This window comes from Vibrio salinus (assembly GCF_021272385.1).
In the GTDB taxonomy this organism is placed as follows: Bacteria; Pseudomonadota; Gammaproteobacteria; order Enterobacterales; family Vibrionaceae; genus Vibrio; species Vibrio salinus.
Map to the genome: position 1 here is coordinate 969,133 of NZ_JAJSDZ010000010.1, position 24,255 is coordinate 993,387.

Genomic DNA, 24,255 nt, shown 5'->3' on the forward strand with positions numbered 1-24,255 from the left:
GATTACTTAAAACTGTAAAAGCTTATTTTCATGTATACTCCTCTTTCACTTCATTACCCCAACAATCCCAACCAATCCGCCTTTTTCTCGAAAAAAGTTCTATTCGTTCAATGTGTTTACCGTATAAGCGATCAATCCTTTCATATGCTTCTGGTGGCTTTGCGCTGTGAATGTATTCCCGGGTTTCTGGATTAATAGGCATTGGAGCTTTAATCAGGTTACTGACGCCCTTATCTCTGATTAACCGCTCCCGGCTTCCGTTGTAAGCAATTAAAGCCGATTCAGTACCAGCGCGAGTATGAGCACCCATTCCGAAATTCGTTTTTCCATTTTTGGTGAGCTTTTCCCAAACAATTCCGTTTATGTTTGAGAATTTTTTAAATCCCCAGGCTTTTGCAAGTTGAAGGGCTTCATCCGGCATCGAACTCAGATACCACATAACCAAAACAGCATCCGGCTTAAGCATGTAACGAACCGGTAAACACATTAATTGGTACAAATCCATTGTTGGGTATTGATTTGCAGCCCCGGATTTCATTGAGCCGCCAGTTTTAATACTGTTTAGCTTCCATGGTGGATCGGCATAAATGAGCGTGTATTTTTTATCTGTATTGAATATATCGACAAATTCACCACTAAAGCATTTTGGATGCCTTAGAGGTTGATAGTGTTGGTTCATGATTTGCTGCCTATGCTGCAATTTGATTAGGTGTGATATGTAGATTGGCTTCAACCAGAGCTTGTGCTACTGGAGGACAAACCGCATTACCGCACCTGTTTACTTGTGAACTTTTTGATAGTTTTTTACCGTTGCTGTTATGAGATATTTTGTAATCTTTCGGAAAACCCATGGCGGAAAAAAGTTCGTGAGGTTGTAGCATTCTCATGCCTATATCTACAATCTGATAACTTTCTCCTTTCACCGTAACCAAAGCAAAACGGTCTTTAGTTGTTACCGTCCCTAATGGACTATTTAAAGATTCACCTTCACCAGTTCCATAATATTTCATTAGAAAAGCTCTAACTTCGCCTAAATGGAAGCCTCCGGCTGAAATCGTATGAAGTGGTTCATCCACTCCGTGACCAACATTGTCACCACGCATTTTTACAATATGGCTTGTTATGAGTGCGCATTTCCCGCCGCCGCCACAGGTTATGGTTCCAAGAGGCTCGTCAATGCGGTTTCCTTCACTGTTTCCGAACTGGCGATCAATTGTTGCTGAGACTAAGGCAAAGTGACCGCCCTTTACTTCTGCACAAATGGTTCTTAATGGTTCATCAATTGGCATGTTTCTCTGGCTTGAGCCGTTTGCGTGTTCTGTTATAAACGAAATATTGTGACGGTCAGAAACGATATACGGATTTTCATTTTCAATGACAAATTTCTTAATGCCTTTAAAAATTCGTTGCATGGTTTTTTCAGCCAAAGGCTTTTTACGTCCAAAAATACTTAGAACAGGAAGAGACCAGTCTATGACATGTTCAGCCGTGGTTTTGTAAGGTAATAATCCAGATCCGTCCGGGCCGTGTGTTGGTTTAGGCCAATGTATTTTGTGTCCATCATTCCTAGCTCCGATATACAAACGAAGCCTGGTTGTTGGAACTCCATAATCTTTTGCGCTAATTAGCTTATATTCAAGCGTATAGCCTAGACCTTTTACAATGGCCTTATATATTTTTAGCTTCTGATTTATATCGTATTTACAGCGAAATAATGAGTGGTAGATATCACTCCATACCGGACTATCTTTTTCTAATCCGATTGTAAGTGCCTTTAAAAACCCCCTGAAAGTTTCTCCTTTTTTATTCTTGTCGGGTTTAAAAACACCGGGTTCTATTTCTATTAACGGCCCCCAATCTTTAAATTCTTTGACGTTTTCTAAATTAAAGATACGCACAGGAACCAGCGCGCACCATTTAATGACAATCCAAGCCAAGCCACGTATATTTTTTTCTACTGGCTTGCCGCCCTTAGCGATACTGAAATGTTTGCAGTCCGGACTAAACCAAGCATAACCGACCGGGCGACTGGCGCAGGCCTCTACAGGATCAACGTCCCAAACAGACTCACAATAATGCTTTGTTTCTGGATGGTTCATTTTGTGCATATCAATGGCTGCTGGATCGTGATTTATTGCTATATCTACATGAGTGTTCAGCCCCAATTCCATCCCGGTAGACGCACCGCCGCCACCGGCGAAGTTATCAACTACTATTTCACCTGGTAGTAACATTGTTAAATTCCTGAATTATTGCTGAGCAGAAAATTGATTTAATACTTTTTTTGCGTCAGCAATTGATTTTTTTGAGTGATTTGATAAGAGATTTTGAAGAGTGGATATAAGAGTTATTTTGTCTGATTCAGCCAGTTCGAGCTTGCCTGTAAGATTTTCGATTATATCGGTGTCTTTCATGGCTGTTGTTCCTTCTCAGCAAGGCTCATAATCCATTTTCTAAGCTCTTTCATTTGTGGGGACCAATAAGCTGATTCGACATGTGTGTATAACTTAGGGTGATGGTGCTGTTTACGCCTTATAAACCAGTTTGCATCTTCTTCGGTTAAATGGGTGGATATGACCTTTTCGATTTCTTGACAGTGAATCAAAGATAAATCAACCGGCAGCTCATCAATACAGGGATTAAAATAGGCCAGAAAAGAGTTAATGAATGCACGTTTTTCATATTTTCCTGAGTCATTCACTACGTCATAAAGGTCACACCATTCATCGCACCAACTTTTATGGTTACTGAGTAGGTAGGATGCAAAAGATTCGAAAGATGCATCCATATCAGAGCGATATACGCACTGACCGTTCATATCCATAATTTCAATATGATGCTCATTAATCCCTTCTTCTGTAGCAACGTAGTCTTTGCACCTAACTTGCCATATGGGAGCAGCTGTTCCGCGATTGTTTTGCTTGCGCATTTGTTTTGACATTTCCATTAGGAAATACGGGATTTCACATTCCATCATTACCTCTAACTGTGAATATCTGTAGAAATAAACAAGGCCACAAGCAGCCTTGTTATTGAGGCTATTCGCTGAAAGAACCGATAAATGTAGCTACGTCGATTTCTTCTTCTTTGAACTTGCCAGTAAGAATATCCATGAACTGAACACCCATTTCCTCCTGATGTTGTTCAAGATTTTTAATCCGCAAAATTAACGTTTCATTACCGATTGTGCTCATACGCATCTCAAATACCCGCTCAGGGAGACCGAGATAGGGCTCGCATTTAAATTTAAATACGGCTGGCATTGGAAGTTCGTCTTTGGTGCGGACAGCTATTGATTCATATTCGGACTGTCGTTGGCTGAAATCATCAACACTTGACTCTCTACCAGCCCTGGCTTCAAAGTTCATATTTCGAACTGCTGCTGATGCAATTGGAATTTCTATTTTCGAACCATCAACGGCGAACACTTCTAAGAAAACAGCATAGTCTTCTATCCATTCGGCCAGTTGTTTTTGCCCGCAACGTTCTTCATTGATAGCAGTCAATGCATTGAATGCGGCGGTAGCTTTTAGGGCCAAGGATGCTTTGTGATAACAGTGTCCTGGATTTTCCTTTGTGCCTAAGTCAAAAATGGTTCTTCCTGTCATTTTGGAAGCATCAATAAAGCATTCGTTACCCGGTTGCGCGTATTTTTCGTTATACCGGATGAATTCATCGATATTTGCCGTTTTCATCCAACCACGAAATTGATTTCGCTCCGGCATAAACTGTTCAAGACTTTCAACGTAGAAATCTTTCGGAAAAACTGCGACCGGGAATTTGGCGGTTTCTAATTGTTTGAGCAGTTCTGGGATATTAGCAGTCTCTTGGATCTGCATAATTGCTGATTTATCCATGATGTTTTTCTCTTTGATAGATGTGTGGTTAAAAAATACAGTAGAGGGGGGATTAGCGGACTTCTTGTAGTTTACGATCGTTAAGATTTAACTGACCTTTAATGTCTTCCATTGGCCTGTCATAAGTCAGCTTGCCGTTTTTGCCTATAAATGCGAGGGAGGTATATTTAAAATCTTCCGATTTATTACCGTTTGCCTTAGGTTCTTTTACTGAAATTGAACATGCAATTTCAGCCATTTCATTATTGGTACCCATTGGCTTTAATTTCATATTTAACTTAACTTCGCCCGGTTTATCGTTATGAGAAACCGCGCGAGCAACGTTAGTCAGTGCAAGACCGACAACATTGGCAATTACACCTGCGTCAAGATCTTGCATAAGTTTTGGAAAATTGGTGTTGGTTTCTTCAATACTCAAATTTCCTTTTTCCTGTTCAGACATAGAAAGTCCTCTTGTGGTTAAAGTGCTGGTGGATTAATCGATCAGGCTTGAAATGGTGATTGGTTGTTCTTTCAATTGCTCAAGGAACTCAGCAAAGAAACGATCATCATTTTCCTGAACAAACTTTTTGAGATAGTCAGACAGATATTGCTTCTGCTGATACAAGACTGTTTGAGAGGGGTCATTTGGATTAATAGGCATAGTGATTAAATGCTTTATCAATCCAGTCATTAACTGGGCACCGCCATCAGTTTTACATAGGTACTGAAAGAAATCGCCGATGCTTGAATGACAGAATTCCCGGTTATGGAACATTTGAAAAATACCTTTTGTAAGGTAGTCCTGATAGTTCTGAATTAGTAGGGTGGGGATAGTATCGATATTATCCTGAACAGGTTTATTTAACATGACGTTATCCTTGCTGGTGGTGCAGTGGTTGGGTATTGTGAAATTCCTCTAATGCAGTTTCATTAGGCTTTGTCGGCATATTCCTTAGTCCACTGTCCGAGCATTAAAGGGATTTCAAAATAGCTCTGTTTCTAAAGCCAAATAGTTCTCTACCTAACCGCCGAGACAGGCGGGGTTGTGTACATAACTGGGTCATCCACTCGGTTAAGCCATATCAGCAAATGCCATTCCATTATCTATAGGTAAGACACCCGGTCGCCATTAGTGGCACACAAGTCTGTTTCAGTGAATTTCTGTCCTCCGTCACTGGATTACTCGGAGTGAACCTGGCCCGGTAGATTAACCGCCGGGATAATCGTTCATAGTACGTATTGTTAAAGAACATGTCAGTTTGAGAATAATTTCTCCGTTTTGATGCTCATAAATGTACCATAAGTTCAATTTAAGTAAAGTACTAAAAGTTCATTTTTATTCGGTGGGTATAAAAAAACCGCTATGAAAGCGGTTTTTGCTGAAATATATTTGTATGTTAATTAACGAAGTTCAAAGTCTCTAGAATCAATGTCTGGGGTGGCAAATCTAAGAATTTCACTTTTTCTATCATACGGGATAATGTTAACACCTAAAGCTTTCATTCCTTTCTCTACCGATTCAAAAGCTTTCAGAGCTTCATCTAATTTTGATTTTGGCTTTTCAATCGTAAACAAGAAATTAGATGGCTCAATAGTCTGGGCATCTAACGCGTGTCTGACACGAGAAACCCATTTGTCACCGTGATCGGCTATCTCTATAGGCTTGTTTTGGTTAAAGGCCATAGGCTTGATTGCTCTTAACTTAGTGTCAACCTCAGTAGCTAGCGGAACATTAAACTGTCCGAAATTAGTAGCAAGAGAATGCTCTTTATATTCAAAAGGAAGTTTACGAAAACTGTTTTTTAATTCCCGAACCATAACTCGTTCTCGAATTTCTTTTGGTACCTTCAGATCCCTTCCTATAAACGTACTATAAAGGTCTTCAAGTGCTTTTTGTGGTTGCTCAGTTAACATCATTCCTGATTCACTAAACGTCATAACTCCTTCACGTTGTCGGGTTAATTCGTTCATGATTGTATCAAGGTTAGTTGGGTCCGCATCCCGAGCGTATTCCTGAATTCTGCGTAACTCTAGATCCATAAAATGACGGGCTGTCTTGTATAGATTGCCGTCTAAGTCATCAAAGAAATTATTGATCCGGCTAAATGGTGTTGGTGCTAGTTTGGTTAGCACTTCTCTTTTTTCGCTATTCCAAATGACTACACCTACATTTGCAAATTCCTGTGTTTCTGAGAACGGCATGAAACGTACAACTGCATATTCAACGAATGCTTTCATTTTATTGCCTCCCAAAAGTCATCAGATTTGTATCTATTAAGTATAGGTTTAATTTCAGCATCAATTTTTTCCAGAGAGTAGCCTTCCAACCAATCATCAGGGACGGAGTTAATAGCAGCGTCTAAAGCAAGTAATGACTTTGCAAATAATTCTTCGTATCTCTGGCGCTCTATATCAAACAATGTAGCCCATTTCTTTTTTGTGGAACAGACATGAAGAGCCTTATGTTGCTTGATATCAAAGTCGGCGTCAAAGGCTAAATTGTGATCTATAACAACAGGTTTACCAGATGATTGATGAATAAAGAAATTTGGATTACCGCCAAAACCTGTTAGGTTTCTATCCGCATTTTGTATCCAATAATCAAAAATATAAAGATCATTGATAAGTTGCTGATCAAGATTTTTTAGGGTTGAAGGCGTGACATCCTGAATATTTTCAATAAAACTGGACGCAAAATTATATTCAAACAAGTCACGTTTACTTTGTAGTGGAGTGTCGGCCCACGCAACTGAATAATTGGGGATGGGTAAGCCGAATTCGGTACCTAATGTGGCACATATCCATTCTTTAACCAATCCTTCTCGAGTAGCATTTTCACCCTTTACGATATGTTGGTTTTGATTATCATCTTTACACAGATATGGAGTTGTTCGTCCTTGCTTCATTTCACGGATAACCTGAGAAATGCATATTTCATCTTGCTTAGCCATCTGTCTCAACCATTTATAACATTACGGAATACCAGAACACCCGACCAATAACCGTGATTTTTTGTTCTTTTATCTGTTCGCTTGTGTATTCCCTAGGTGGGTATTCAATCTCATTGAAACTAAATATCCTTAAACCACCGCCTGGTAGTTTGTATAGCTTCTTAATAAATAATTCACCGTTATGGTTTATGGCAAAGATTTTTCCATCTATTAGTGCCTTGTCACCACAGTTAATACCGACAGTTGAGCCATCAGGAAGAACTGGCTCCATGCTGTTTCCAGTAACTGCTACGCAAACTGCATGTTCAGGTAGTACGTTGTACCTGCGGAGTGTGGATTTAGCGAAGCGAAGACGAAAACCGTTGTCATGTTCCAGATCATTTACGAACCCGTTACCTGCAGAAAGCTTTATGTCTGATAAAAAAGGAATAGCTACTTCATCTTCTGATAATGGGGTTTTGTTATCCCATGTTTGCATATTGCCTAAAATTTCAGCATTGCCTGTTTCCTGAGCTGTTTCTTTGCCATATTGCAGCCAATAGAGGCTTACTCCGAGAAAGTCAGCTAACTCAGACATTTTATTTTGACGGGGTAACGATTCGGCGTTTAACCATTTACTTACAGCTTTGGGTGTGACTCCAAGCTGTTTGGAAATAGTTACGCCTCTACCATGTTCTCCAATCCCAGCATCTACGCAGGCCTGTGCAAGCCGCTGAGAAAATTCTAACCGCACATTTTCACTATGTACCATAGGTTCAATAATAAAACGTCTTGAGTGTACTTTCAGTTCTGTTGTACTATGTACTAAATGTTCATGTTTAAAAGGTGTATATGTGTTAAGAAAAGCTATAACGGCAATCGGTGTTCAAAAAATAGCCAAGCATTGCAATGTTAGTGCTCGAGCTGTTTACAAATGGTGTGAAAAAGGTGTTCTGCCTCGAACGGAATATACCGGGGAAACAAATTATGCAGAACAAATTGAAACCTTGTCGAACGGTCGATTCAAAAAAATTCAGCTATTGAAGCTACCGAGATGAAGTAATTATTTCACAAGTGGCTTTTGTTATTAACCACCAATATTGGAGCTATGTGGTGACCAACAAAAAAGAAATGATAAACAAAACCATTGCAGGTGTTAGCGGTGGAAAAGAAGTTGTTGCGGCTACTTTGGGGATGTCAGTTGATAGCTTCAATAACCATTTGTATGAAAAAAAAGGCTCTCGATTTTTTAATGTCGATGAGCTGGTGGAACTCGCTGACTTAAGAAAGTCATCCAGTATCGCCGAGTATTTCGCAGAAAGGGTTAATTGTTTCGTTGTCCCTAAGCCGAGTCTGGCTGAATTAGACAGTGTAGACATGTTTGACTGCCATCTTCAGTTAAATGCAGTTAAGGGACTTTTGGATAAAACCATCGAGGAAGCAAAAGCTGATGGTGTCTTTGACGCTGAAGAGCGAAGAAAAATATCGGCTCTCAAAGATGAATACCAGTCAACCTTTGAGGCTTTCATGATCAAACTTGATGCTTTGTATTCGGAGAATGAACTATGAGCATTGTAAGAGCCAGGCGTGATCGCAACTACAGCGTAATGTCCCACTCAGTCTATGCCGATAACCGGTTATCTTTTCAGGCAATGGGATTGCTTTCATACATTTTATCGAAACCGGATAACTGGACAGTAAATATTGAGCATTTGGTCGGTGTTACGCAGGGAACGCAAAAGAGAACCGGGAAAGATGGTGTGTATGCCATTCTGAAGGAGCTTAAAGACATTGGCTTTGTTGAGATGAAGAAGCACGCATCCGGAAAGGTAGATTATTTTATTTCTGACATGCCTGCAGCGAACAAAACTCATTCTATGAGCACTATTTGTGAGGTGGCATTATGAGCAGGGCTGCAAATGATTGGGCTTGGTCGTTAAATATAAAGCCGGCAAGCTTAAAATTACTGCTTCTTTCGATGGCGGATCGTGCTGATGAATATCATTGCTGTTATCCGTCAATCGAAAGGCTTGTTAAAGATACTGGATTGAACAGAAAAACAATCATGTCAGGCATAGATAAATTGATTAATGCAGGTCTTTTGAGGGACACCGGAGAACGGAAGGGGGCAACTCAGAGAGTTAAGGTTTATCAGCTAAATTTGATTGAAATTGATGAACAAATATCCCTTCGTTCTAATAGTCCCAAAAACGGAATCATTCCAAAAACGGAACCATCCCAAAAACGGACTTTAAATAGTCCCGAAAACGGTACTTTGAATAGTCCCAAAAACGGTACTCAGAACCAGTCAGTAGAACCAGTCATAGAAACTATTAAAAAAAATAACACAAAAAAAACCAAACTTGATTTTTCCTTGTGGCCTGAACAACCAGCCCCTGAAATTCTGAAAGATTGGAAAACCGTTCGTGACAGAAAAAAATCACCACTGACTCAAACGGCAGTCAATCGATTTGCAAAAAAACTCAAACTTGCGAGGGAAAAACTCGGCATGAGTGTGGACGATGTTTTGAGTTTGTGTGTGGAGCGAGGCTGGTGTGGCTTTGAAGTGTATTGGCTTGAGCGTGACAGGCAGCAATTCGGGAAACCGGATATTAATTCCATTAGCTCAGAAAATGATTTCTCCGCGCCTCCCGGCTGGAGAACATCGCTATGACCATCATGCAAGAAATCAGAGCCAGAGCTGCCCAGGGAAATCTCAAATATTCATGGGATGACTTGAAACGGTTGCGCGAGCAGGACGAAGCGAAACAACATGATCAATTTCGTGCTCAGTTGGCGAATTATCGAATTTCAAAGCTTATCGGTCGGTCCGGAATATTAGCGATGTATCAGGGGTGTTCGATTGAAAACTATCTGGTCACCAACTCTTCACAACACGAAGCAGTAAGTTTTGCGAGTCAGTACATAACGAATTTCGACACTAACGCCGGGACCGGTTTTATTTTCAGCGGAAATACCGGTACCGGTAAAAATCATCTCGCTGCAGCAATCTGCAATGCTTTGCTCAAAAGAAAATACTCATGCCTGATTATCACGGTTACCGAGCTTATGCAAAAACTCCGGGCATGTTATGGCTCAGGCAGCCAGATTTCAGAAGACCAGTTTGTTAAATCAATGGCTGACTTTGATTTGTTGGTGATTGACGAAATAGGGCTACAGAGAAACACAGACACTGAAAAGTTGATGCTTAATCAAATTATCGATCAACGTGTTTGTCGGTACAGACCGACCGGAATGCTAACGAATTTGCCGTATCAGTCCAATGATGGCCAGCAAAGTATCAGTGATTTGTTAGGACCTAGAATTATGGATCGCATGAAAAGTAATTCGGGTGTCTGGCTTTCATTCAATTGGGAAAGTTTCAGGAAGTAGGGGACGACCATGAATTCAAATATCGAAATGGCACAACCTGAAGAAACTCAGGAAAAGTTTGAAAAGCGTTTACTGGAAGTTAAGTAATGGATACGAGAATTTATGACGTTTCAATGAGCCTCGGAGAGTTAAGAAAATCCGGAGAAACTTTAAAGAAAAAACGCAGGGAGCCGGAAATGGAAGAATGTGCCGCGTTTGTAGAATGGGCTCAATACTCCACTATAGGTGGTGTCAAAGTTGGTGAGCATCTTACTCATGTTCCTAATGAGGCCAAACGCGGCTGGAAGGCACAGGGAGATTTAAAGAAACTTGGTGTACAGAGTGGATATCCGGATTACATTCTTGACGTTGCCCGTTGCGGATACCATGGACTACGCATTGAAGCTAAGGCTCCGAAGCCGTACAAATCAAAAATCTCTGACTCCCAATTGAAATGGCAAGCCAGGTTAACTGAACAAGGGTATTTATTTGTTTTCTGTTATGGCGTGGACGAGATGAGAGCGGTGGTTACTGATTATCTGACTGGAAAGTTATCGCGAGAGTAACGTCGGGAGTGGTGAAATGAGAGACTTACAAACAACACGAAAAATTCTCAGATCGTGGGGAGCGTGGGCTAACAATAAATCAGGCGTTGGCTGGTACACCGAAATGTGTGGTTTATCAAATGTACTACCAAGAGAAATTAAGGGCTACGTTAATCCTATTTCTGATGAAGATGCACTGAATATTGATCGGATGGTGGCCCAAATGTATGACCATAACAATCCTCGTCCGATGTCATTTTTCCTACTCAGCTATGTTTACAATATGAGTAATTGCGAGATAGCGAGAAGGGCCACAAAAGCTGATGATAAAAAGGTTTCTGAGGCAAAGGTCAGAAATGCCTTGATGCTAATGGAAACGTTTATTGCTGGCCGTCTTACTGAGCAAGATGAAGTAGGGAAGCCTATTTCTATTGAGTGAGGACAAGTGTTGCTTCTCCTTCAGTTAATGTTCTCAATCTGTTTGTTCTATTGAACTGTATAAAAAGACAGTAAAGTAATAGTTTGTATCTAAAATTAACTAATACGAATACTTCTGCTTTTTCTGATGATGATCAAGTTAATTCATACCTTAATCGTCAATGATTATATCATCTTATGATAATGTGAATTATATATTATAGGGATGCTATGCTGCATTTTTTGCGGAAACTATAACGAATTTTTCGGTATATTAAATTGTTATAACTACCTAGCTAAGGAGTACATAATTAGTGAAGTGGATAGTATTGTGTTTTTGGTTATTTTTAAGTTCCGGATATTTATATCTTCTAAATTTTGCAGTTCCAGAAAGTGCATCTTTTAATGGTTACTTTTTATTTACAGTAATTTTGGCTGGTGGCGGATTATCATACGATATAGCATCAAAAATGTTTGCAATTCCAAGTTATAGAGGACATTGGTCGCAATTGCTCAAACGTATGGTATGGATTGTAATTGGTCATGGCTTAGTCTTGGGCGGTATCTTTTTAGCAGGCTATTTCAGCAATATTTATAGCCACACTATTGCAAATAGTATTGGTATTACAGTTTCAGTCATTGGACTTATTTTATCTTGTTATCATGCATATCAAGCAGAATATACATTTAAATCGCTACGGAATATGTTTTCGTAGTTATAACAAGAAATTTCAATGGATGCATATAACGTCTGGCATTCTTGGTTTTAAGCTACTTGTTCTTTGTAATAGCGGTGTTTATGCACCATTGAATTCGACGTTATGTTGCTAGAGGAAATATGAAAGTATCGGTAGAAATTAGTAAAGAAATAGAAGAATCAGAGGTTGTTGCTCTTTATCAAGCAAATGGATGGTCGTCAGCAAAAGTTCCCAATAAATTGTTACCAGCATTGTTGAACTCGGATACGCTTGTTACTGCACGCATAAACGGTCGGTTAGTTGGTCTTGGTAATGCTATCTCTGATGGTTACCTTGTGGTCTATTACCCACATATGCTTGTCGATCCCAATTATCAAGGTATTGGAATTGGACGGAAAATTATGGAGTTAATGCAAACCATATACAAGGATTTTCATCAGCAAATGTTAACGGCTGATGGTGATGCTGTGGACTTTTATCGAGCATTAGGTTTTGAAAGGGCAGGCAAAACTGAACCTATGTGGGTTTATGCAGGAAATGACCATTAACATAAATTAGGCATCGCTACATAACAAGCCAGTGCAATTGACGCTGTTAAACGCTGCGGTTGCTGTTTAAGAATTTTCACATGTTTTAGTTTAAGTGTTCAGCGCAATTGACTGGAGCGTATGCAAAGGGCCAAGATCTGTCTTTAGCGGTAAAATTGAATTTTATAAATTGGGGAACTTAGATGGACGATGCAATTAAAATCCTGTTGGAACAATCTCCGTCATTAGCGGGCTTAGTTGTACTAGCGATTTCTATTTGGATCGTTTTCAAGCGAAGTCTCGAGGAGAATAGAACAACTCTTAATGGGTATAAAGAGTTGTTTGAACAACACAGAACGAATATTGACGATTTGCAAAGTAAATATAAAAGTATGCTTGAAGAGCAAAGAGTTGAGATTGAAAAACATAGGGTAAATTTTAGAGCATTGTTGGAAGACAAAGAGCGATCTGATGTTCGTTATGACACTTTAAAGCGAGATTTTAACGATTTACTGATAGAAAATAAGAACCTCTTAAGATTAATAGAGCGGATCGAGTCTATGGTTAATGCAACTGGAAGTGATGTTAAGTTTCTTCAAAAGGAATTAGAGAGACACAGAGAAGATTTAGGTTCCGTTAAAGACAGCATGCTGAGATTAGAGCATATGCCTCAAGATAAAAATGCATAACAAATTGCTCCACTTTTCCCCTGAGCAAGGCGTTATACGAAAAGGGGTGTTAATGTGACTATAAAGGACGAATTTGCCTCAGAAATCAGAGAGGCAATTAAACAGTGTTATGTATTAGGTTATCGCCCATCTAGATTTGAAGAGATGATAGCTACTAGTCATCCAGTCGATGTGGCAAAAGCATTTGTTGTTTCGGGGGATTTTCAGTCAGGTTTTAAACAACTTAAAAAACTGGGAAAACTCAATCTTACTGTTGAAGGCATAATGATAAATCCTAAATATTCGACATTGTTTACAAAGGCTGAATTGGAAGCGGCTAAATGGCGCTTAGAAAACGTTTAATTTTTGTATAACAAGCAGTTAAGAGTGATTCCCAACGCCTGGCAATTTTGCTTTGATAGGCTGGAACTGGTGATATCTTAATTACAAGTGGTTTTGTGGAAGCTGCGATTGGCCGAGTATAGCCACAACTAAAATAAAGCCGTCTTCCTTTGTAAAGTAAGCGGTGTGCTTGCCTACCGGAAAGTAAAAACCGCTTGGATAAATTTCATCGCAACTATGACCTATGGATGGGTTGTCGGCGAGTATTTGAAACCCAGTTAGTAATATGAATTAGTCTTAATGCAATCTGTCATTTTCGTTACCTCGATGTGACTAGATCTGACAGGTTGCCCTAAATCGGTTCTGCCCCTTTTCACGTTAACATTGAATATTATTCACACGACCACGCTCTAATTTTAACTAAACGGAACTTATCTTTAATAGATGGGAAGTTCACTCTGTAGAAGTTGTTCCTGCATTATGCAGGAACAACTATTGGTGAAATTAAAAATCAAAAGATTGTGTTAATGCCAATGGGGAGTATCCTCAAACCCTCCGAAACCAATAACGCACAAGTACTCGACACGCTGTATGTCAGTTTGTGATCGAGCGACAGTACTTGAACCACTTTATTTGCGAGAACATATGCGAAAAACGCTTGTTAGCGCAGCAGATTACTATAACAATCGAAATTAGGATTACTATGGATCATGTAATAAAAGATGTTGTGGATAATATCAATGCGACTGCAGCAGCACTGGAACAACATTTAAAGGTAAACACGCCCGTAATTAATCCAGAGAAAAACGGAATCCAAGAAGCGAATCTCACTTTTCATTTTGCATCTCAGTGTCTACAAAAAAGCTGGCTAATTTACCCAGAGGCTAGCAACTTTAGTGTTGATGGTAGGCCAAAATCACGCAAGAAACACGCGAGAGTTGATTTACATGTGATTGTAGAAAATCGCTTTATTATGACTGTGGAAGCGAAAAAGTTTTTTGATATAGACTCAGGTAATGGACTAATTGAAGATTTTAAGAGGGCTCAGTCAATCAAGTATGAACATCGCTTTGATGAACTGCCTCATTATATTTTACTATTAGCTATCACTGAAAAGGATAATTGGGAAGGGTGGTGGCGAGATAGTCAAATCGACGAGAATAGCTCTGAGACTTGGAAAGATCTTTCTCAAATTCTCGAAAGTGAAGGTATTGTGAGATCGTCTTTAGCGATCGATGACAATAGAAAGAAACATTACTTATTATATGCTCTTAAGCAAACACGTTAATGTCCAATTGTGAGTTACGATATCAGCAGGCCTACTGTGTGATCTAGTCGTGACCAACCAGCGGATATGTAAGATCGAGTATAAGTTACTACAAGTAATATGTCTTTGTCGTTGTGCCACTGCATTTCAGAAAAATTGTTGATGGTATAGCTTTTGATTTTTCTTAAATGATCCTGAGCTGATTTACTTAGTTTGTATTTACTCTTTTGCATAATGGGTTACAAGGTGCTTAAGAAATCTTCACCATCAACTACATTCTCTTGTGCCAAGTCCTGTTTGGCTGACTCGAAACAATGTTTAAGGTAATCGGCTTTCATTGCCTCTAGCTCTTCATAGTCTTTGATAGACATGACTACCACGGTATCTTTACTGTTTTTGCTAATCTTCACTGGCTCACGTTGGGCGCTAAGAAGGAGTTCACCAAAGTTACGCTTGGCATCATTTGCTGTTAATGTGTGCATGTTCAATCTCCAAATCTGGAATTACAGTAAGATTATAGTTGATCGCATGAAATGGTTAATTTAATTAAATCGTGCGATTTGTATGAAAAGTCAACTAACAAACAATCGGTCAAATTGACTGCAACGATCAGCATTTTGGTGGTGGTATTCAGCCTCAGCCCGTCGAGAAATGTGATATATAATGGGATAAAAAGTTTTATTCGCAACGAGTTTTGTGTGTTAATATAACCACAATTGGAGTTTTACACTTAAAATTCTAAAATTCATTTCATAAGCCGCTGGTTTCACGACCGGCGGCTTTTTTATTTCCCAAAGAAAAAACATTTAGGACACCCGTCATGGGGGTGGATATGCGTATGTCTGACAAAATATCAAGCGCCGTCTCATATTCGTGGAATGCTGCCTTTGCATGGCTCGTAGGAATTTTCTCATGGCTCGGTGCAATAACGCCGGACTGGTGGACTGTGATTATCTGCTTTCTTGGAACGATTTTTACTGGCTGGATGAATTGGCACTGGAAGAAAAAAACTTTTGAGCGTGGAGAAGCGGATCAATGAGCCGGGTAAAAACGGTCACATGCTCTGTCATGGCGATTATTGCGGTTGTCATCGGTTCTCATTCAGTAACAGATAAAAACAAACCGGTTGGTGATGTTGTAATCAGTGGTGAGAAAATCGGCACGCTGTTTATTTCAGAACAAGCATTAGAGCTGATCGGCAATGCTGAATCATGCCGCCGTAGTCCGTACAAATGTCCTGCTGGCTTGGATACTGATGGTATTGGGAACACCCACAACGTAACCCGGGAATCGAAAACAGATGAACAGATCGCAATTGATTGGGTTAGAAACAATATCAGGGCGCAAGATTGCCTTAAATCATCCGTTGATATTTCTCTTTTAACACAGGGCCAGAAAGATGCATTTGTGTCTTTTATCTTTAATACCGGTTGTACTCGCTTTAAGAAAAACGGAAACGGAACCTACACCCGTATTTACAAAAAACTAGTGGCCCATAAATTCACAGCTGCCTGTGGAGAGCTGAAATACTGGGTTTATGGCGCTGGTAAAAAATTACCAGGTTTAGTTACCAGACGAAGCAAAGAGACTGCCTTATGTCTTCAATAAAATTTAAAGTGATCGGTACGGCGATTTGTACCATTACGTTTTTGCTGCTCATTATGCTGTATATGTATGAACGGGGCCGGGCTAACAGTCTGGAAGAGAAATATAAAAACGCTCAGTCACAGATTACTGCATTAGCTGACACAGCTAAGAAGCAGAAGTTGTTAATTGCTGACTTTTCCGCATTGAGTAAGCAGCATGCAGAGGAAATGACAAATGCACGTAATAAAATCGACGAGCTTGAGTCTGGCCTTGCTGACAGCACTAAACGGTTGCGGGTCAACGCAGTATGTCCAGAGCTGTCCGAAGCCGGTACCACCGGAAGCGTGGGCCATGCAGCAACCGCCCGACTTACTGACGCCGCTCAGCAAAATTATCTCCGTCTCAGACGAAAAATCGAAGAAGTAAACGGGCAAGTCAGTTATTTGCAGAACTACATAAAAACCCAGTGTTTAAGATTTTGAGTAGTCCGGATTATGGCAAAAAACGACTGGAACGCACTACAGAGTCAGTTTGAAAATGATACTGCAAAGTCTGGAATATCACCAAAAGACTGGTGTGAAGCTAAGGGGCTAAATTATCAGACTGCACGAAGATATATAAAAGTGCGCAAAACTGCGCAAAATGTAAAAAAAAAACTGCGCAAAATAAGAAGAATGCGCAGAAATCAACATCAAGAAAATCAAAAGTAATTAATTCGGATAATTCCTCTCAACCCAACAACACCAACGCCTCCCTGCCACCAGCAAACACCGAGAAACGGAACACCGATGAAGATCACGCAGAATTTGCGCAGAAATGTGCGCACGATGGCTGTGGGGAAAGGGATGAGGGTGAACAAAGTGCGCAGAAAAAATGCGCAAAAATTGGAAGTAATGCGCAAAAAAGTGAAGGTGAAAGTGCGCAAAAACTTGGAGGAAATGCGCAAACTGCGCAGTTTGATAGCGGTGGAAATTCCGGTGGAAGAGATGACCGGGGATGGTTCAAAAGAGGTAATCAGGTTGCTGTAGGGAACAGTGGAAATCCAGATCCCGAAAATCAGTTTCAGGAAGGTAATCAGTTCGGAAGAACAAGCGGAATCTATTCGAGGTTCTTCCCGGAAGAGAAACAAACACTTTTTGAATTCAGTGAACTTGCAACACTCGAAGATGAACTTGCACTGACAAGGGCCAGGCTTCAATCCGGTATAGAGTTCTTAAATCGTCTTACTGATGACATCGTTGATGCTACCGCGATGGAAGAGAAGATAAAACTCTATGAGCAGTACCAGAAAACAGAGATGCGAATGGATGTTCTTACCGGGCGCATTGAATCCATTACCAGAACACTTTCTAACTTACGTATTGATGGTGTCAGTGAGCACAAGATTGTGGCTGATACCAAACGTATTATAAATGCTTCCCGAAAACTTGGCCTTGAAGCCGATGAACTACAGAACAAAGGTAAAGGCGATGATACGCCAATTTCAGATATCGTTTCAGATATTCAATCAATGAGTCATACGGGATTAATGAGCAAGGGTTAGTTATGATTTACAATTTACGGCATTTGACAAACAACATGACCGCAAAGCAGGTCGCCAATGCGTTAAGAAAAACGGAAAAGGATTGGCGGGGAATGGGACAGGGAATGACGCTTGCTATTCAGGGATTTAACGGAGGCACATCCACTCATTCAAGAACCTGCAGAACCCGCCATCACTCTAAAGTGCGATTTAGAAAAGTGAGAGCAGTTATTCCGACGTTTTATTTAACTGGCAATCCGATAAAGGATACGGACATTGCTAATGATTTAAACTTTCAGGTCGGTATTGAATCGAAATTTAAAGAGTCATTAACCGGGATTAGTCCCCGCATTATGTTTAAGTTTGGTGGCGATGAGGTTGCTAAATATCTAAACGAATCAGCCCCGGAGACGGGTTATATTATCTCGGATGTTTTGGATTTAAATGGATATATAGAGCCGGATCAGGATTTCGGGTTGTGGACAACCGTTGAGGCTCCGAACAGTGATTCAAACGCATTGCCGTACACTAAGAAAGGATCAAGTCACCTTCAGCGTTATGAAGGGGTGATTCAGAATGACACTGGCAATATTGAAAATGATTTAGCAAGAAGTGCCTCTGAAATACCGGCATTTACCAAAGTGCAAACCGGTGAAACAACGTGGTTCGCTCCGTGTTTCTTACTTATCTACACAGACAGTGCTAACCCGTTCGTTGTTGATATTGGTTCATCTTCATCATACGGCGTCGGTGAAGGTACTGCCGGCTCTCTTGAATACGGTGATTCTCGCGGGAGTCTTTTGGGTAACTCCGGATTCTTTGAAAGGCCGCTTGATGAAGAACTCGGATGGTCATATGTGAATTTTTCAAAGGGCTCCGATGGCAATAAGTATCTACGTGATCCGGAAAACTGGAAGTATCGGAAACAGCTACTACAACTTGCCAATCCGACTCACGTTATCAACTCAAACATCAGTAATGATATCTCAGCCGATACGGACACACTGTCTGGCAGAAGCAGTAGTACAGCTTACGAATATCTTGATACAAAAACCTTTGATAACCGGGTATGGATTTGTATTCGTCCTGGGACAACAGCGAGCAGTCAGCCTGAATCATTAGGTGATATTGAAAATGGAGAGCATCCGGTTGTCGTTGACGGTAGTTGTACCTGGCAATACCTTGGCTCACTTAAAGATGATGATGGTAATACTCTAAGCTCAGAGGTAAGGCGGTGTTATCTGGACTTCCAATTTGCAGTACAGGTAAATCATCAAATAAAAGAAGCGGTAGGCGTTCCCGTTTACCAGATGGTCTGTAACCCGAAAACGAATTCAACGGATGATTGGGCCACAGTAGAAAACCAGACACCTCGCAATGGATGGGGCGATAAAAGCTCAAGACGGGGCCGGGTGAATGAGCTCATAAGGGAAAATCTTTATATCATGTCCACCGATGAATATGTGGACCCAAATCCTACCTATGAGCTCGAATATCCTTTAAGCGAAACCTCTATCTGGAAATTTCTTAATGCCACTACAGACGGTACCCATTTAAACAGCTTTGGGTACAGCTCAGGACAGAAAGGAATGGCAGAAGAAATCAAATCTAAAATAATTCAATAATATCAACCGCTCTGCGAAAGGCAGGGCTTTACTTATGACTGATAATGAATTGGATGGTATCGCGTATATTGAGTCCAGATTGTCTGATAAGTGGTGGCGACTGGATAATCTGTACATGATAGAGAACGAGCAGGGGGAACTTGTTCGTTTTCGTTTAAGGCCAGCGCAAAAGCTACTGTTTCAGATGATGTGGTATCTCAACATCATTCTAAAAGCCCGGCAGTTGGGATTCTCTACCGCCATTGATATTTACCTGCTTGATGAGGCGCTGTTCAATGAGAATTTGAAGTGTGGGATCATTGCCCAGGATAAGAATGCGGCCGGGGAGATATTCAGGACCAAGATAGAGATCCCCTTTGATAATTTGCCGCCCTGGCTAAAAACAAAATTCAATATTAAGTCGCGTCGTTCAGGTTCAACCGGAGGCGCGATTTTTTTTGAGCATGGTTCGAGCATTCAGGTTGCTACTTCGTTTCGTTCCGGGACGGTTCAACGGTTACATATCTCTGAGCATGGAAAGATATGCGCCAAATACCCGGAGAAAGCAAAGGAAGTGCGTACCGGTACGCTTAATGCGATTCATGAAGGATGTATTGCTTTCATTGAGTCTACTGCAGAAGGTGTCGGCGGTGATTTTCACAGTATGTCCATGCGATCAATGGAGCTGTCACGGAGCCAGGCAGAGTTAGCAAAGCTTGAATGGAAGTTTCACTTCTTTGCTTGGTGGCAGGATCCAAAGTATCGCGCACCGGTTCCTAATCGAGGATTGATACTCAGTAAGCTGCAGAAGGAATATTTTGAGGCGGTTGAGAAAGCTATGGACATGACGCTTTCGGACGAGCAGAAGCAATGGTATGTGCTCAAAGAAGCGGATCAGGGGGAAGAGATGAAACAGGAATTCCCCTCAACACCATTGGAAGCCTTTCTTGTTTCGGGTCGACGGGTATTTAACGCCATTGATGCGATGAATGCGGAATCGGAATGTGAAGCACCCTTAATTGTGTATGACATAGAGCCCATTACCGGCGCTAAAACCAAAATGTCTAAGCCGGATAAACTGGATGAGCAGGGACAAAGAACGCTTCATAACATGCTGCTTGTCTGGGAATTGCCGGATGACGATGAGGATTATGCTATCGGCGTTGATATTGCTGAAGGGTTGGAGCATGGTGACCGGTCAAGTATTGACATCGTGAAGAAATCAACCGGCGAACAGGTTGCTCACTGGTTCGGTCATATCGACGTAGAACTATTGGCACATTTAACCGCTCACATCGGGAAATGGTACAACAAGGCTTACATCGGGCCGGAGCGAAATAACCATGGTCATGCGTTCATTCTCAAACTCAAAGACATTTATCCAGGTAACCGCATTTATGCAGAGCAGTATATTGATCGGGAAGATGAAGACGAGACGGTGAAACTTGGCTGGCTGACAACCAGACATTCCAAACCCATTCTTACCGAAGGATTTAAGACCCTGCTTAAAAATGGTATTTCAGGTGTCCGCTGGGTTGGAACCGCAAGCGAGATACACACGTATGTTTACGACAAGAAAGGCAGCATGAACGCTCAGGAAGGATGCTTTGATGATCAACTGATGAGCTACATGATTGCACAGGAAATGCGAGCAAGAATGCCAGTACGCATTAAGAAAGAAGACAAGCCCCGTGAAAAACGACACTGGATGACACGTTAATGATGACTGAACTCAAGAAGAAAAAATTTAATTGCGAAGATCTACTTGACCGGATTTCTGATATCGATGCTCAACCAGATTGGCGGACATCAGCGAGAGCCGCTGATGCCTATTACGATGGTGACCAACTCAGTTCAGAGGTGGTTGCCGTTCTGAATGATCGTGGCCAGCCATTGACGATGCACAACCTTATCGCGCCGGCTATTGATGGTGTATTAGGTATGGAAGCAAAGACCCGTACCGATTTGTTAGTTGAGTCTGACGATCCAGACGATGAGATGGAAATGTTAGCCGAGGCCGTTAACAGTGAATTTTCTGATGCGGCAAGATTAGGGCGTCTGGATTCTGCCCGGTCAGATGCCTACGCAAACCAGATAAAATCAGGTGTTGGATTCGTTGAAGTCTACCGAAATCCTAATCCCTTTGGTTCAAAATACAAAATTAAAAACATTCCCCGTGACGAGATTTACTGGGACTGGTTTGCCAGAGAGAAAGACTGGTCAGATTGTAAGTGGGTGATACGTGACCGCTGGATTGATATAGATGAGCTGAAATCCATGTTTAGCAAGAAGGTCAACATAATTGACTGGGCTGTTAATGATTTTGATGGGTTTGTGAATACCGATATAGTGGAAGGTGGCGATCCGGATTTAATGAATGCCTGGGAAGCTCACCGGGCATGGTCTGAAAAAGAAATCGAGTATCTTAGCAAAGACAGACGACGGATAAAGCTTCAAATCGTTTATTTAAGAAAATATAAAATAATCAATGTATTAAAGTTCCAGAATGGCCGCATCATTGAATATAAAAATGAATCAGTGCCCCATCAGGTGGCCCTTGCTTTAGGGAAAGCAAACCTTGCACAGGCTCAGATTAGTTACATCACGGAAACGTGGTTCGCCGGCCCATATCATTTAGGTGAAAGAGAATGTGACGCGCCGCATGGAATGTACCCCGTTGTCCCATTTTTTGGTTATCGCAAAGTGTCGGATGGTTCGCCCTACGGACTGATTGCAAGAGCTATCCCCGCACAGAACGAAGTAAACCTGCGCCGGATTAAATTAACCTGGCTGCTACAGGCAAAACGCATCATTGCTGATGAAGATGCCACGAACCTTAGCCGTGATCAGCTGATTGAAGAAGTAGAACGGCCAGATGGTTATATCCCCTTAAATCCGGACAGAAGAAATAAGAAAACTATCTCTGAAGCCATACAGGTTCAGCAGGATTTTAATGTTGCCGCTCAGCAATTTACGGTGATGCAGGAGTCCATGAAACTGATTCAGGACACAATGGGGATCTATTCGGCTTTCTTAGGTCAGGAAGGCGGCGCGGATTCCGGCGTTGCAATAGCAAACCTCGTTGAGCAGGGCGCGACGACTCTGGCCGAGATTAATGATAATTACCGGTTAGGCTGTCAGCTCGTTGGTGAATTGCTTCTTGGCTACATTCTTGAAGATATGAAGGCCCATAGAAATAAAACGATTGTCATAAACAGAAAAGAAAAATACAAACGTAAGACAATCACCATAAATGAGGAAACAGAAGAAGGGCTGAGTAATGATATCAGCCGGTTACGGGCTCATATTGCTCTGGCACCTATCCAACAAACCGCAACTTATAAAGCACAGTTAGCCGACAGGATGCTGAAACTTTCCGCTCAATTGCCACCACAGGTTCAGGCCGCTGTTATCGATCTGGTCGTTGAATTATCGGATATTCCGAATAAACAAGAATTCATGGAAAGGGTCCGCAGTTCTCTGAACATTCCGAAAGATCCGGATGATATGACACCGGAAGAGCAACAGGCAGCACAGGCCAAAGCGCAGCAGGAACAAGAGCAGATGCAACTGGCCATGCGGGAAATGGCCGCAAAAGTTGCCAAATTAGAAGGGGAAGCTGAGCGGGTTAAAGCGGATGCTAACGGTCAGCAATATGATGACGCGAAGACTCAGGCCGAGACCGCCATGATTTTGAAACAGATGGAGCAGCTAACTCAGGAAATGGGGGTAATGCGTACCCAGTTTGAGCAGAGCTTACAGAATCAGATTGATGCCATAGCCCTATAAGAAACAACGTATATAAATTTTGGAGTAAGCCGTCAGTGAGTCAGATGCCTTTCTAAGAGAGGCATCGAGCGCACAGACAGCGACACGTCTACATAACAGGAGATATTCAAAGTGGGTATAGAAGACTTAGACAATCTTACCGGAGAAGAATCTCCGGAAGAACTGGAAGAATTACTGGCAAATCTTGAAGGTGACGATCTTCAGGTGGTTGATGATAAATCAGAAATTGACCCAGAAAATAATCCAGCAGTGCAACAGGTAGAAACCAAAACTGATGAAAATCCAGCAGTCGATAATCCCGAAGGTTCGGCGTCTTCGGATGGAGAAGGATCAGCAGAGGATGAAGGCAAACCGTCAGAGCCGGTAATACTGGCAAAAGATGGTGAAAACACCATTCCTTTCGATGTCTTAGAGCGGGAAAGAGAAGCCAATAAAGAACTGCAAAAACAGCTTGAAGAGCTCAAAGCTCAGCAATCTGAATATGAGCAGGACAAACGGTTACTCGAAATACGTAATAAGCAACTTGAAGGCATGGGGGTTGAGCCGAAAGACTTACCTGAAAACCTAAAACTGACAGAGGAACAGTTAGAGAGTCTTGCAGAAGACTATCCGGACATCGGTCAGGTAATTCGCTACCTAAGCGCCAAAGTTGATAAGTTCGAATCAGCAGGTGTAAAACAGCCAGAAGTACAACAAGAGCCGTCAAATCCCGTTGGTGATGCCATTGCGGAGAATAGCGATCTCAGTGCCTGGCAAAAGGCTGGCGGAGAACAATGGGAAAAAGCACTCCAGGTCGATGACCAGCTAATGAAAGATCCTGAGTGGCGCAACAAGCCACTAACTGAACGGTTTGCCAAAGTGGTTGAAGTAGTGAAAGGGCAATCCGCCTTAGCATCGGACGACAAGGCAAAATCCGTTCAGTCAAAAGCTAAGCAGGAAGAGGAAAAGCTCGAAGATTCTCTTCCGGTCTCACCGTCAGAAGTGGGGCAGACTGCCGGACACCAGAAAACCAGAGAAGAAATTATTGCTTCCGGAAATGCAGGTGAAATCGAAAGTTTATTCTCAGGAATGAGCGACGATCAGGTCGAAGCCGCACTTGCTGAATTGGGTATTTAATAACGGCGTGTAGACGCCTCTAACGGAGCCCG

General features: G+C 41.5%; 32 protein-coding genes and 1 pseudogene. 21 read left to right on the forward strand and 12 right to left on the reverse strand.

Annotated elements, in window-relative coordinates; translation table 11 throughout:
• Positions 1–28 precede the first annotated feature (28 nt).
• The 10 genes from LRQ06_RS17960 to LRQ06_RS18005 all read right to left on the reverse strand — a co-directional run bounded on the left by LRQ06_RS17960 (position 29) and on the right by LRQ06_RS18005 (position 7,541).
• Positions 29–679, reverse strand: coding sequence for an MT-A70 family methyltransferase (locus LRQ06_RS17960; protein WP_232768416.1), 651 nt, complete (start codon positions 677–679; stop codon positions 29–31).
• Positions 680–689: 10 nt separating this feature from the next.
• Complete coding sequence (locus LRQ06_RS17965; protein ID WP_232768417.1) at positions 690–2,234, reverse strand: DNA cytosine methyltransferase; 1,545 nt, start codon at positions 2,232–2,234, stop codon at positions 690–692.
• Between the two features lie 15 nt (positions 2,235–2,249).
• Positions 2,250–2,414: a hypothetical protein gene (locus LRQ06_RS17970; protein ID WP_232768418.1), complete on the reverse strand. Its 165-nt coding sequence runs from the start codon at positions 2,412–2,414 to the stop codon at positions 2,250–2,252.
• Entirely contained in the window at positions 2,411–2,977 is a 567-nt protein-coding gene (locus tag LRQ06_RS17975) for an ead/Ea22-like family protein (protein ID WP_232768419.1), read from the reverse strand. Before LRQ06_RS17975 ends, LRQ06_RS17970 begins: the two co-directional genes overlap by 4 nt.
• A 61-nt stretch (positions 2,978–3,038) precedes the next feature.
• Positions 3,039–3,857 (reverse strand): DUF2303 family protein, encoded by an 819-nt coding sequence (locus LRQ06_RS17980; protein ID WP_232768420.1) that lies wholly within the window; start codon positions 3,855–3,857, stop codon positions 3,039–3,041.
• A gap of 52 nt (positions 3,858–3,909) precedes the next feature.
• A complete protein-coding gene (locus LRQ06_RS17985) occupies positions 3,910–4,299 on the reverse strand; it encodes a YfdP family phage-associated protein (protein ID WP_232768421.1) in 390 nt (129 codons plus the stop codon).
• Positions 4,300–4,332: 33 nt separating this feature from the next.
• Positions 4,333–4,707 (reverse strand): hypothetical protein, encoded by a 375-nt coding sequence (locus tag LRQ06_RS17990; protein WP_232768422.1) that lies wholly within the window; start codon positions 4,705–4,707, stop codon positions 4,333–4,335.
• A gap of 533 nt (positions 4,708–5,240) precedes the next feature.
• Entirely contained in the window at positions 5,241–6,077 is an 837-nt protein-coding gene (locus LRQ06_RS17995) for a DUF3037 domain-containing protein (RefSeq protein ID WP_232768423.1), read from the reverse strand.
• Entirely contained in the window at positions 6,074–6,790 is a 717-nt protein-coding gene (locus tag LRQ06_RS18000; RefSeq protein ID WP_232768424.1) for a HipA family kinase, read from the reverse strand. Before LRQ06_RS18000 ends, LRQ06_RS17995 begins: the two co-directional genes overlap by 4 nt.
• 13 nt (positions 6,791–6,803) lie before the next feature.
• Complete coding sequence (locus tag LRQ06_RS18005) at positions 6,804–7,541, reverse strand: S24 family peptidase (RefSeq protein WP_232768425.1); 738 nt, start codon at positions 7,539–7,541, stop codon at positions 6,804–6,806.
• Between the two features lie 341 nt (positions 7,542–7,882).
• Here LRQ06_RS18005 and LRQ06_RS18010 point away from each other — a divergent pair, with 341 nt between their 5' ends.
• The 10 genes from LRQ06_RS18010 (at position 7,883) to LRQ06_RS18055 (ending at position 13,359) form a co-directional block, all read left to right on the forward strand.
• Positions 7,883–8,338, forward strand: coding sequence for a YmfL family putative regulatory protein (locus tag LRQ06_RS18010; RefSeq protein WP_232768426.1), 456 nt, complete (start codon positions 7,883–7,885; stop codon positions 8,336–8,338).
• Positions 8,335–8,676 carry a hypothetical protein gene (locus tag LRQ06_RS18015; protein ID WP_232768427.1) on the forward strand — a complete coding sequence of 114 codons (342 nt, stop codon included), beginning with the start codon at positions 8,335–8,337 and terminating at the stop codon, positions 8,674–8,676. Before LRQ06_RS18010 ends, LRQ06_RS18015 begins: the two co-directional genes overlap by 4 nt.
• Complete coding sequence (locus LRQ06_RS18020) at positions 8,673–9,443, forward strand: helix-turn-helix domain-containing protein (protein WP_232768428.1); 771 nt, start codon at positions 8,673–8,675, stop codon at positions 9,441–9,443. Before LRQ06_RS18015 ends, LRQ06_RS18020 begins: the two co-directional genes overlap by 4 nt.
• Complete coding sequence (locus LRQ06_RS18025; RefSeq protein ID WP_232768429.1) at positions 9,440–10,162, forward strand: ATP-binding protein; 723 nt, start codon at positions 9,440–9,442, stop codon at positions 10,160–10,162. Before LRQ06_RS18020 ends, LRQ06_RS18025 begins: the two co-directional genes overlap by 4 nt.
• Positions 10,163–10,248: 86 nt before the next feature.
• Positions 10,249–10,707, forward strand: a complete 459-nt coding sequence (locus LRQ06_RS18030; RefSeq protein WP_232768430.1) for a VRR-NUC domain-containing protein — start codon at positions 10,249–10,251, stop codon at positions 10,705–10,707.
• A 16-nt stretch (positions 10,708–10,723) separates the two neighbouring features.
• Positions 10,724–11,125: an antiterminator Q family protein gene (locus LRQ06_RS18035; RefSeq protein WP_232768431.1), complete on the forward strand. Its 402-nt coding sequence runs from the start codon at positions 10,724–10,726 to the stop codon at positions 11,123–11,125.
• A 292-nt stretch (positions 11,126–11,417) separates the two neighbouring features.
• On the forward strand, positions 11,418–11,819 hold the full coding sequence (locus LRQ06_RS18040; RefSeq protein ID WP_232768432.1) for a hypothetical protein: 402 nt from the start codon (positions 11,418–11,420) through the stop codon (positions 11,817–11,819).
• Positions 11,820–11,941: 122 nt separating this feature from the next.
• A complete protein-coding gene (locus tag LRQ06_RS18045; protein WP_232768433.1) occupies positions 11,942–12,349 on the forward strand; it encodes a GNAT family N-acetyltransferase in 408 nt (135 codons plus the stop codon).
• Between the two features lie 182 nt (positions 12,350–12,531).
• Positions 12,532–13,017 carry a hypothetical protein gene (locus tag LRQ06_RS18050; protein ID WP_232768434.1) on the forward strand — a complete coding sequence of 162 codons (486 nt, stop codon included), beginning with the start codon at positions 12,532–12,534 and terminating at the stop codon, positions 13,015–13,017.
• 54 nt (positions 13,018–13,071) lie between these two features.
• Positions 13,072–13,359 carry a hypothetical protein gene (locus tag LRQ06_RS18055; RefSeq protein WP_232768435.1) on the forward strand — a complete coding sequence of 96 codons (288 nt, stop codon included), beginning with the start codon at positions 13,072–13,074 and terminating at the stop codon, positions 13,357–13,359.
• Positions 13,360–13,440: 81 nt separating this feature from the next.
• Here the strand turns inward: LRQ06_RS18055 and LRQ06_RS18060 are convergent.
• A pseudogene (locus tag LRQ06_RS18060) lies at positions 13,441–13,623 on the reverse strand (type II toxin-antitoxin system RelE/ParE family toxin); the annotation flags it as partial.
• A gap of 418 nt (positions 13,624–14,041) precedes the next feature.
• Between LRQ06_RS18060 and LRQ06_RS18065 the strand changes: the two are divergent.
• Positions 14,042–14,626 carry a hypothetical protein gene (locus LRQ06_RS18065; protein WP_232768436.1) on the forward strand — a complete coding sequence of 195 codons (585 nt, stop codon included), beginning with the start codon at positions 14,042–14,044 and terminating at the stop codon, positions 14,624–14,626.
• Between the two features lie 218 nt (positions 14,627–14,844).
• Here LRQ06_RS18065 and LRQ06_RS18075 read toward each other — a convergent pair whose 3' ends face one another.
• Complete coding sequence (locus LRQ06_RS18075; RefSeq protein WP_232768437.1) at positions 14,845–15,087, reverse strand: type II toxin-antitoxin system Phd/YefM family antitoxin; 243 nt, start codon at positions 15,085–15,087, stop codon at positions 14,845–14,847.
• 356 nt (positions 15,088–15,443) lie between these two features.
• Here LRQ06_RS18075 and LRQ06_RS18080 point away from each other — a divergent pair, with 356 nt between their 5' ends.
• From LRQ06_RS18080 to LRQ06_RS18125, 10 genes are all read left to right on the forward strand, one after another.
• Entirely contained in the window at positions 15,444–15,644 is a 201-nt protein-coding gene (locus LRQ06_RS18080; RefSeq protein WP_232768438.1) for a phage holin family protein, read from the forward strand.
• Complete coding sequence (locus LRQ06_RS18085) at positions 15,641–16,213, forward strand: lysozyme (RefSeq protein ID WP_232768439.1); 573 nt, start codon at positions 15,641–15,643, stop codon at positions 16,211–16,213. The genes LRQ06_RS18080 and LRQ06_RS18085 overlap by 4 nt, the downstream gene beginning before the upstream one ends.
• A complete protein-coding gene (locus LRQ06_RS18090) occupies positions 16,201–16,674 on the forward strand; it encodes a lysis protein (protein WP_232768440.1) in 474 nt (157 codons plus the stop codon). The genes LRQ06_RS18085 and LRQ06_RS18090 overlap by 13 nt, the downstream gene beginning before the upstream one ends.
• Before the next feature lie 12 nt (positions 16,675–16,686).
• The gene (locus tag LRQ06_RS18095; RefSeq protein ID WP_232768441.1) at positions 16,687–16,902 is read left to right on the forward strand and encodes a hypothetical protein; all 216 of its coding nucleotides are present in this window, start codon (positions 16,687–16,689) and stop codon (positions 16,900–16,902) included.
• A gap of 78 nt (positions 16,903–16,980) precedes the next feature.
• The gene (locus LRQ06_RS18100; protein ID WP_232768442.1) at positions 16,981–17,220 is read left to right on the forward strand and encodes a hypothetical protein; all 240 of its coding nucleotides are present in this window, start codon (positions 16,981–16,983) and stop codon (positions 17,218–17,220) included.
• A 224-nt stretch (positions 17,221–17,444) separates the two neighbouring features.
• The gene (locus tag LRQ06_RS18105; protein ID WP_232768443.1) at positions 17,445–17,735 is read left to right on the forward strand and encodes a hypothetical protein; all 291 of its coding nucleotides are present in this window, start codon (positions 17,445–17,447) and stop codon (positions 17,733–17,735) included.
• Positions 17,736–17,737: 2 nt separating this feature from the next.
• Complete coding sequence (locus tag LRQ06_RS18110; protein ID WP_232768444.1) at positions 17,738–19,339, forward strand: hypothetical protein; 1,602 nt, start codon at positions 17,738–17,740, stop codon at positions 19,337–19,339.
• Between the two features lie 34 nt (positions 19,340–19,373).
• Positions 19,374–21,038: a terminase large subunit gene (locus LRQ06_RS18115; protein WP_232768445.1), complete on the forward strand. Its 1,665-nt coding sequence runs from the start codon at positions 19,374–19,376 to the stop codon at positions 21,036–21,038.
• Positions 21,038–23,107, forward strand: a complete 2,070-nt coding sequence (locus tag LRQ06_RS18120; protein WP_232768446.1) for a portal protein — start codon at positions 21,038–21,040, stop codon at positions 23,105–23,107. The genes LRQ06_RS18115 and LRQ06_RS18120 overlap by 1 nt, the downstream gene beginning before the upstream one ends.
• Before the next feature lie 111 nt (positions 23,108–23,218).
• Complete coding sequence (locus LRQ06_RS18125; RefSeq protein ID WP_232768447.1) at positions 23,219–24,223, forward strand: hypothetical protein; 1,005 nt, start codon at positions 23,219–23,221, stop codon at positions 24,221–24,223.
• Positions 24,224–24,255: the final 32 nt, after the last annotated feature.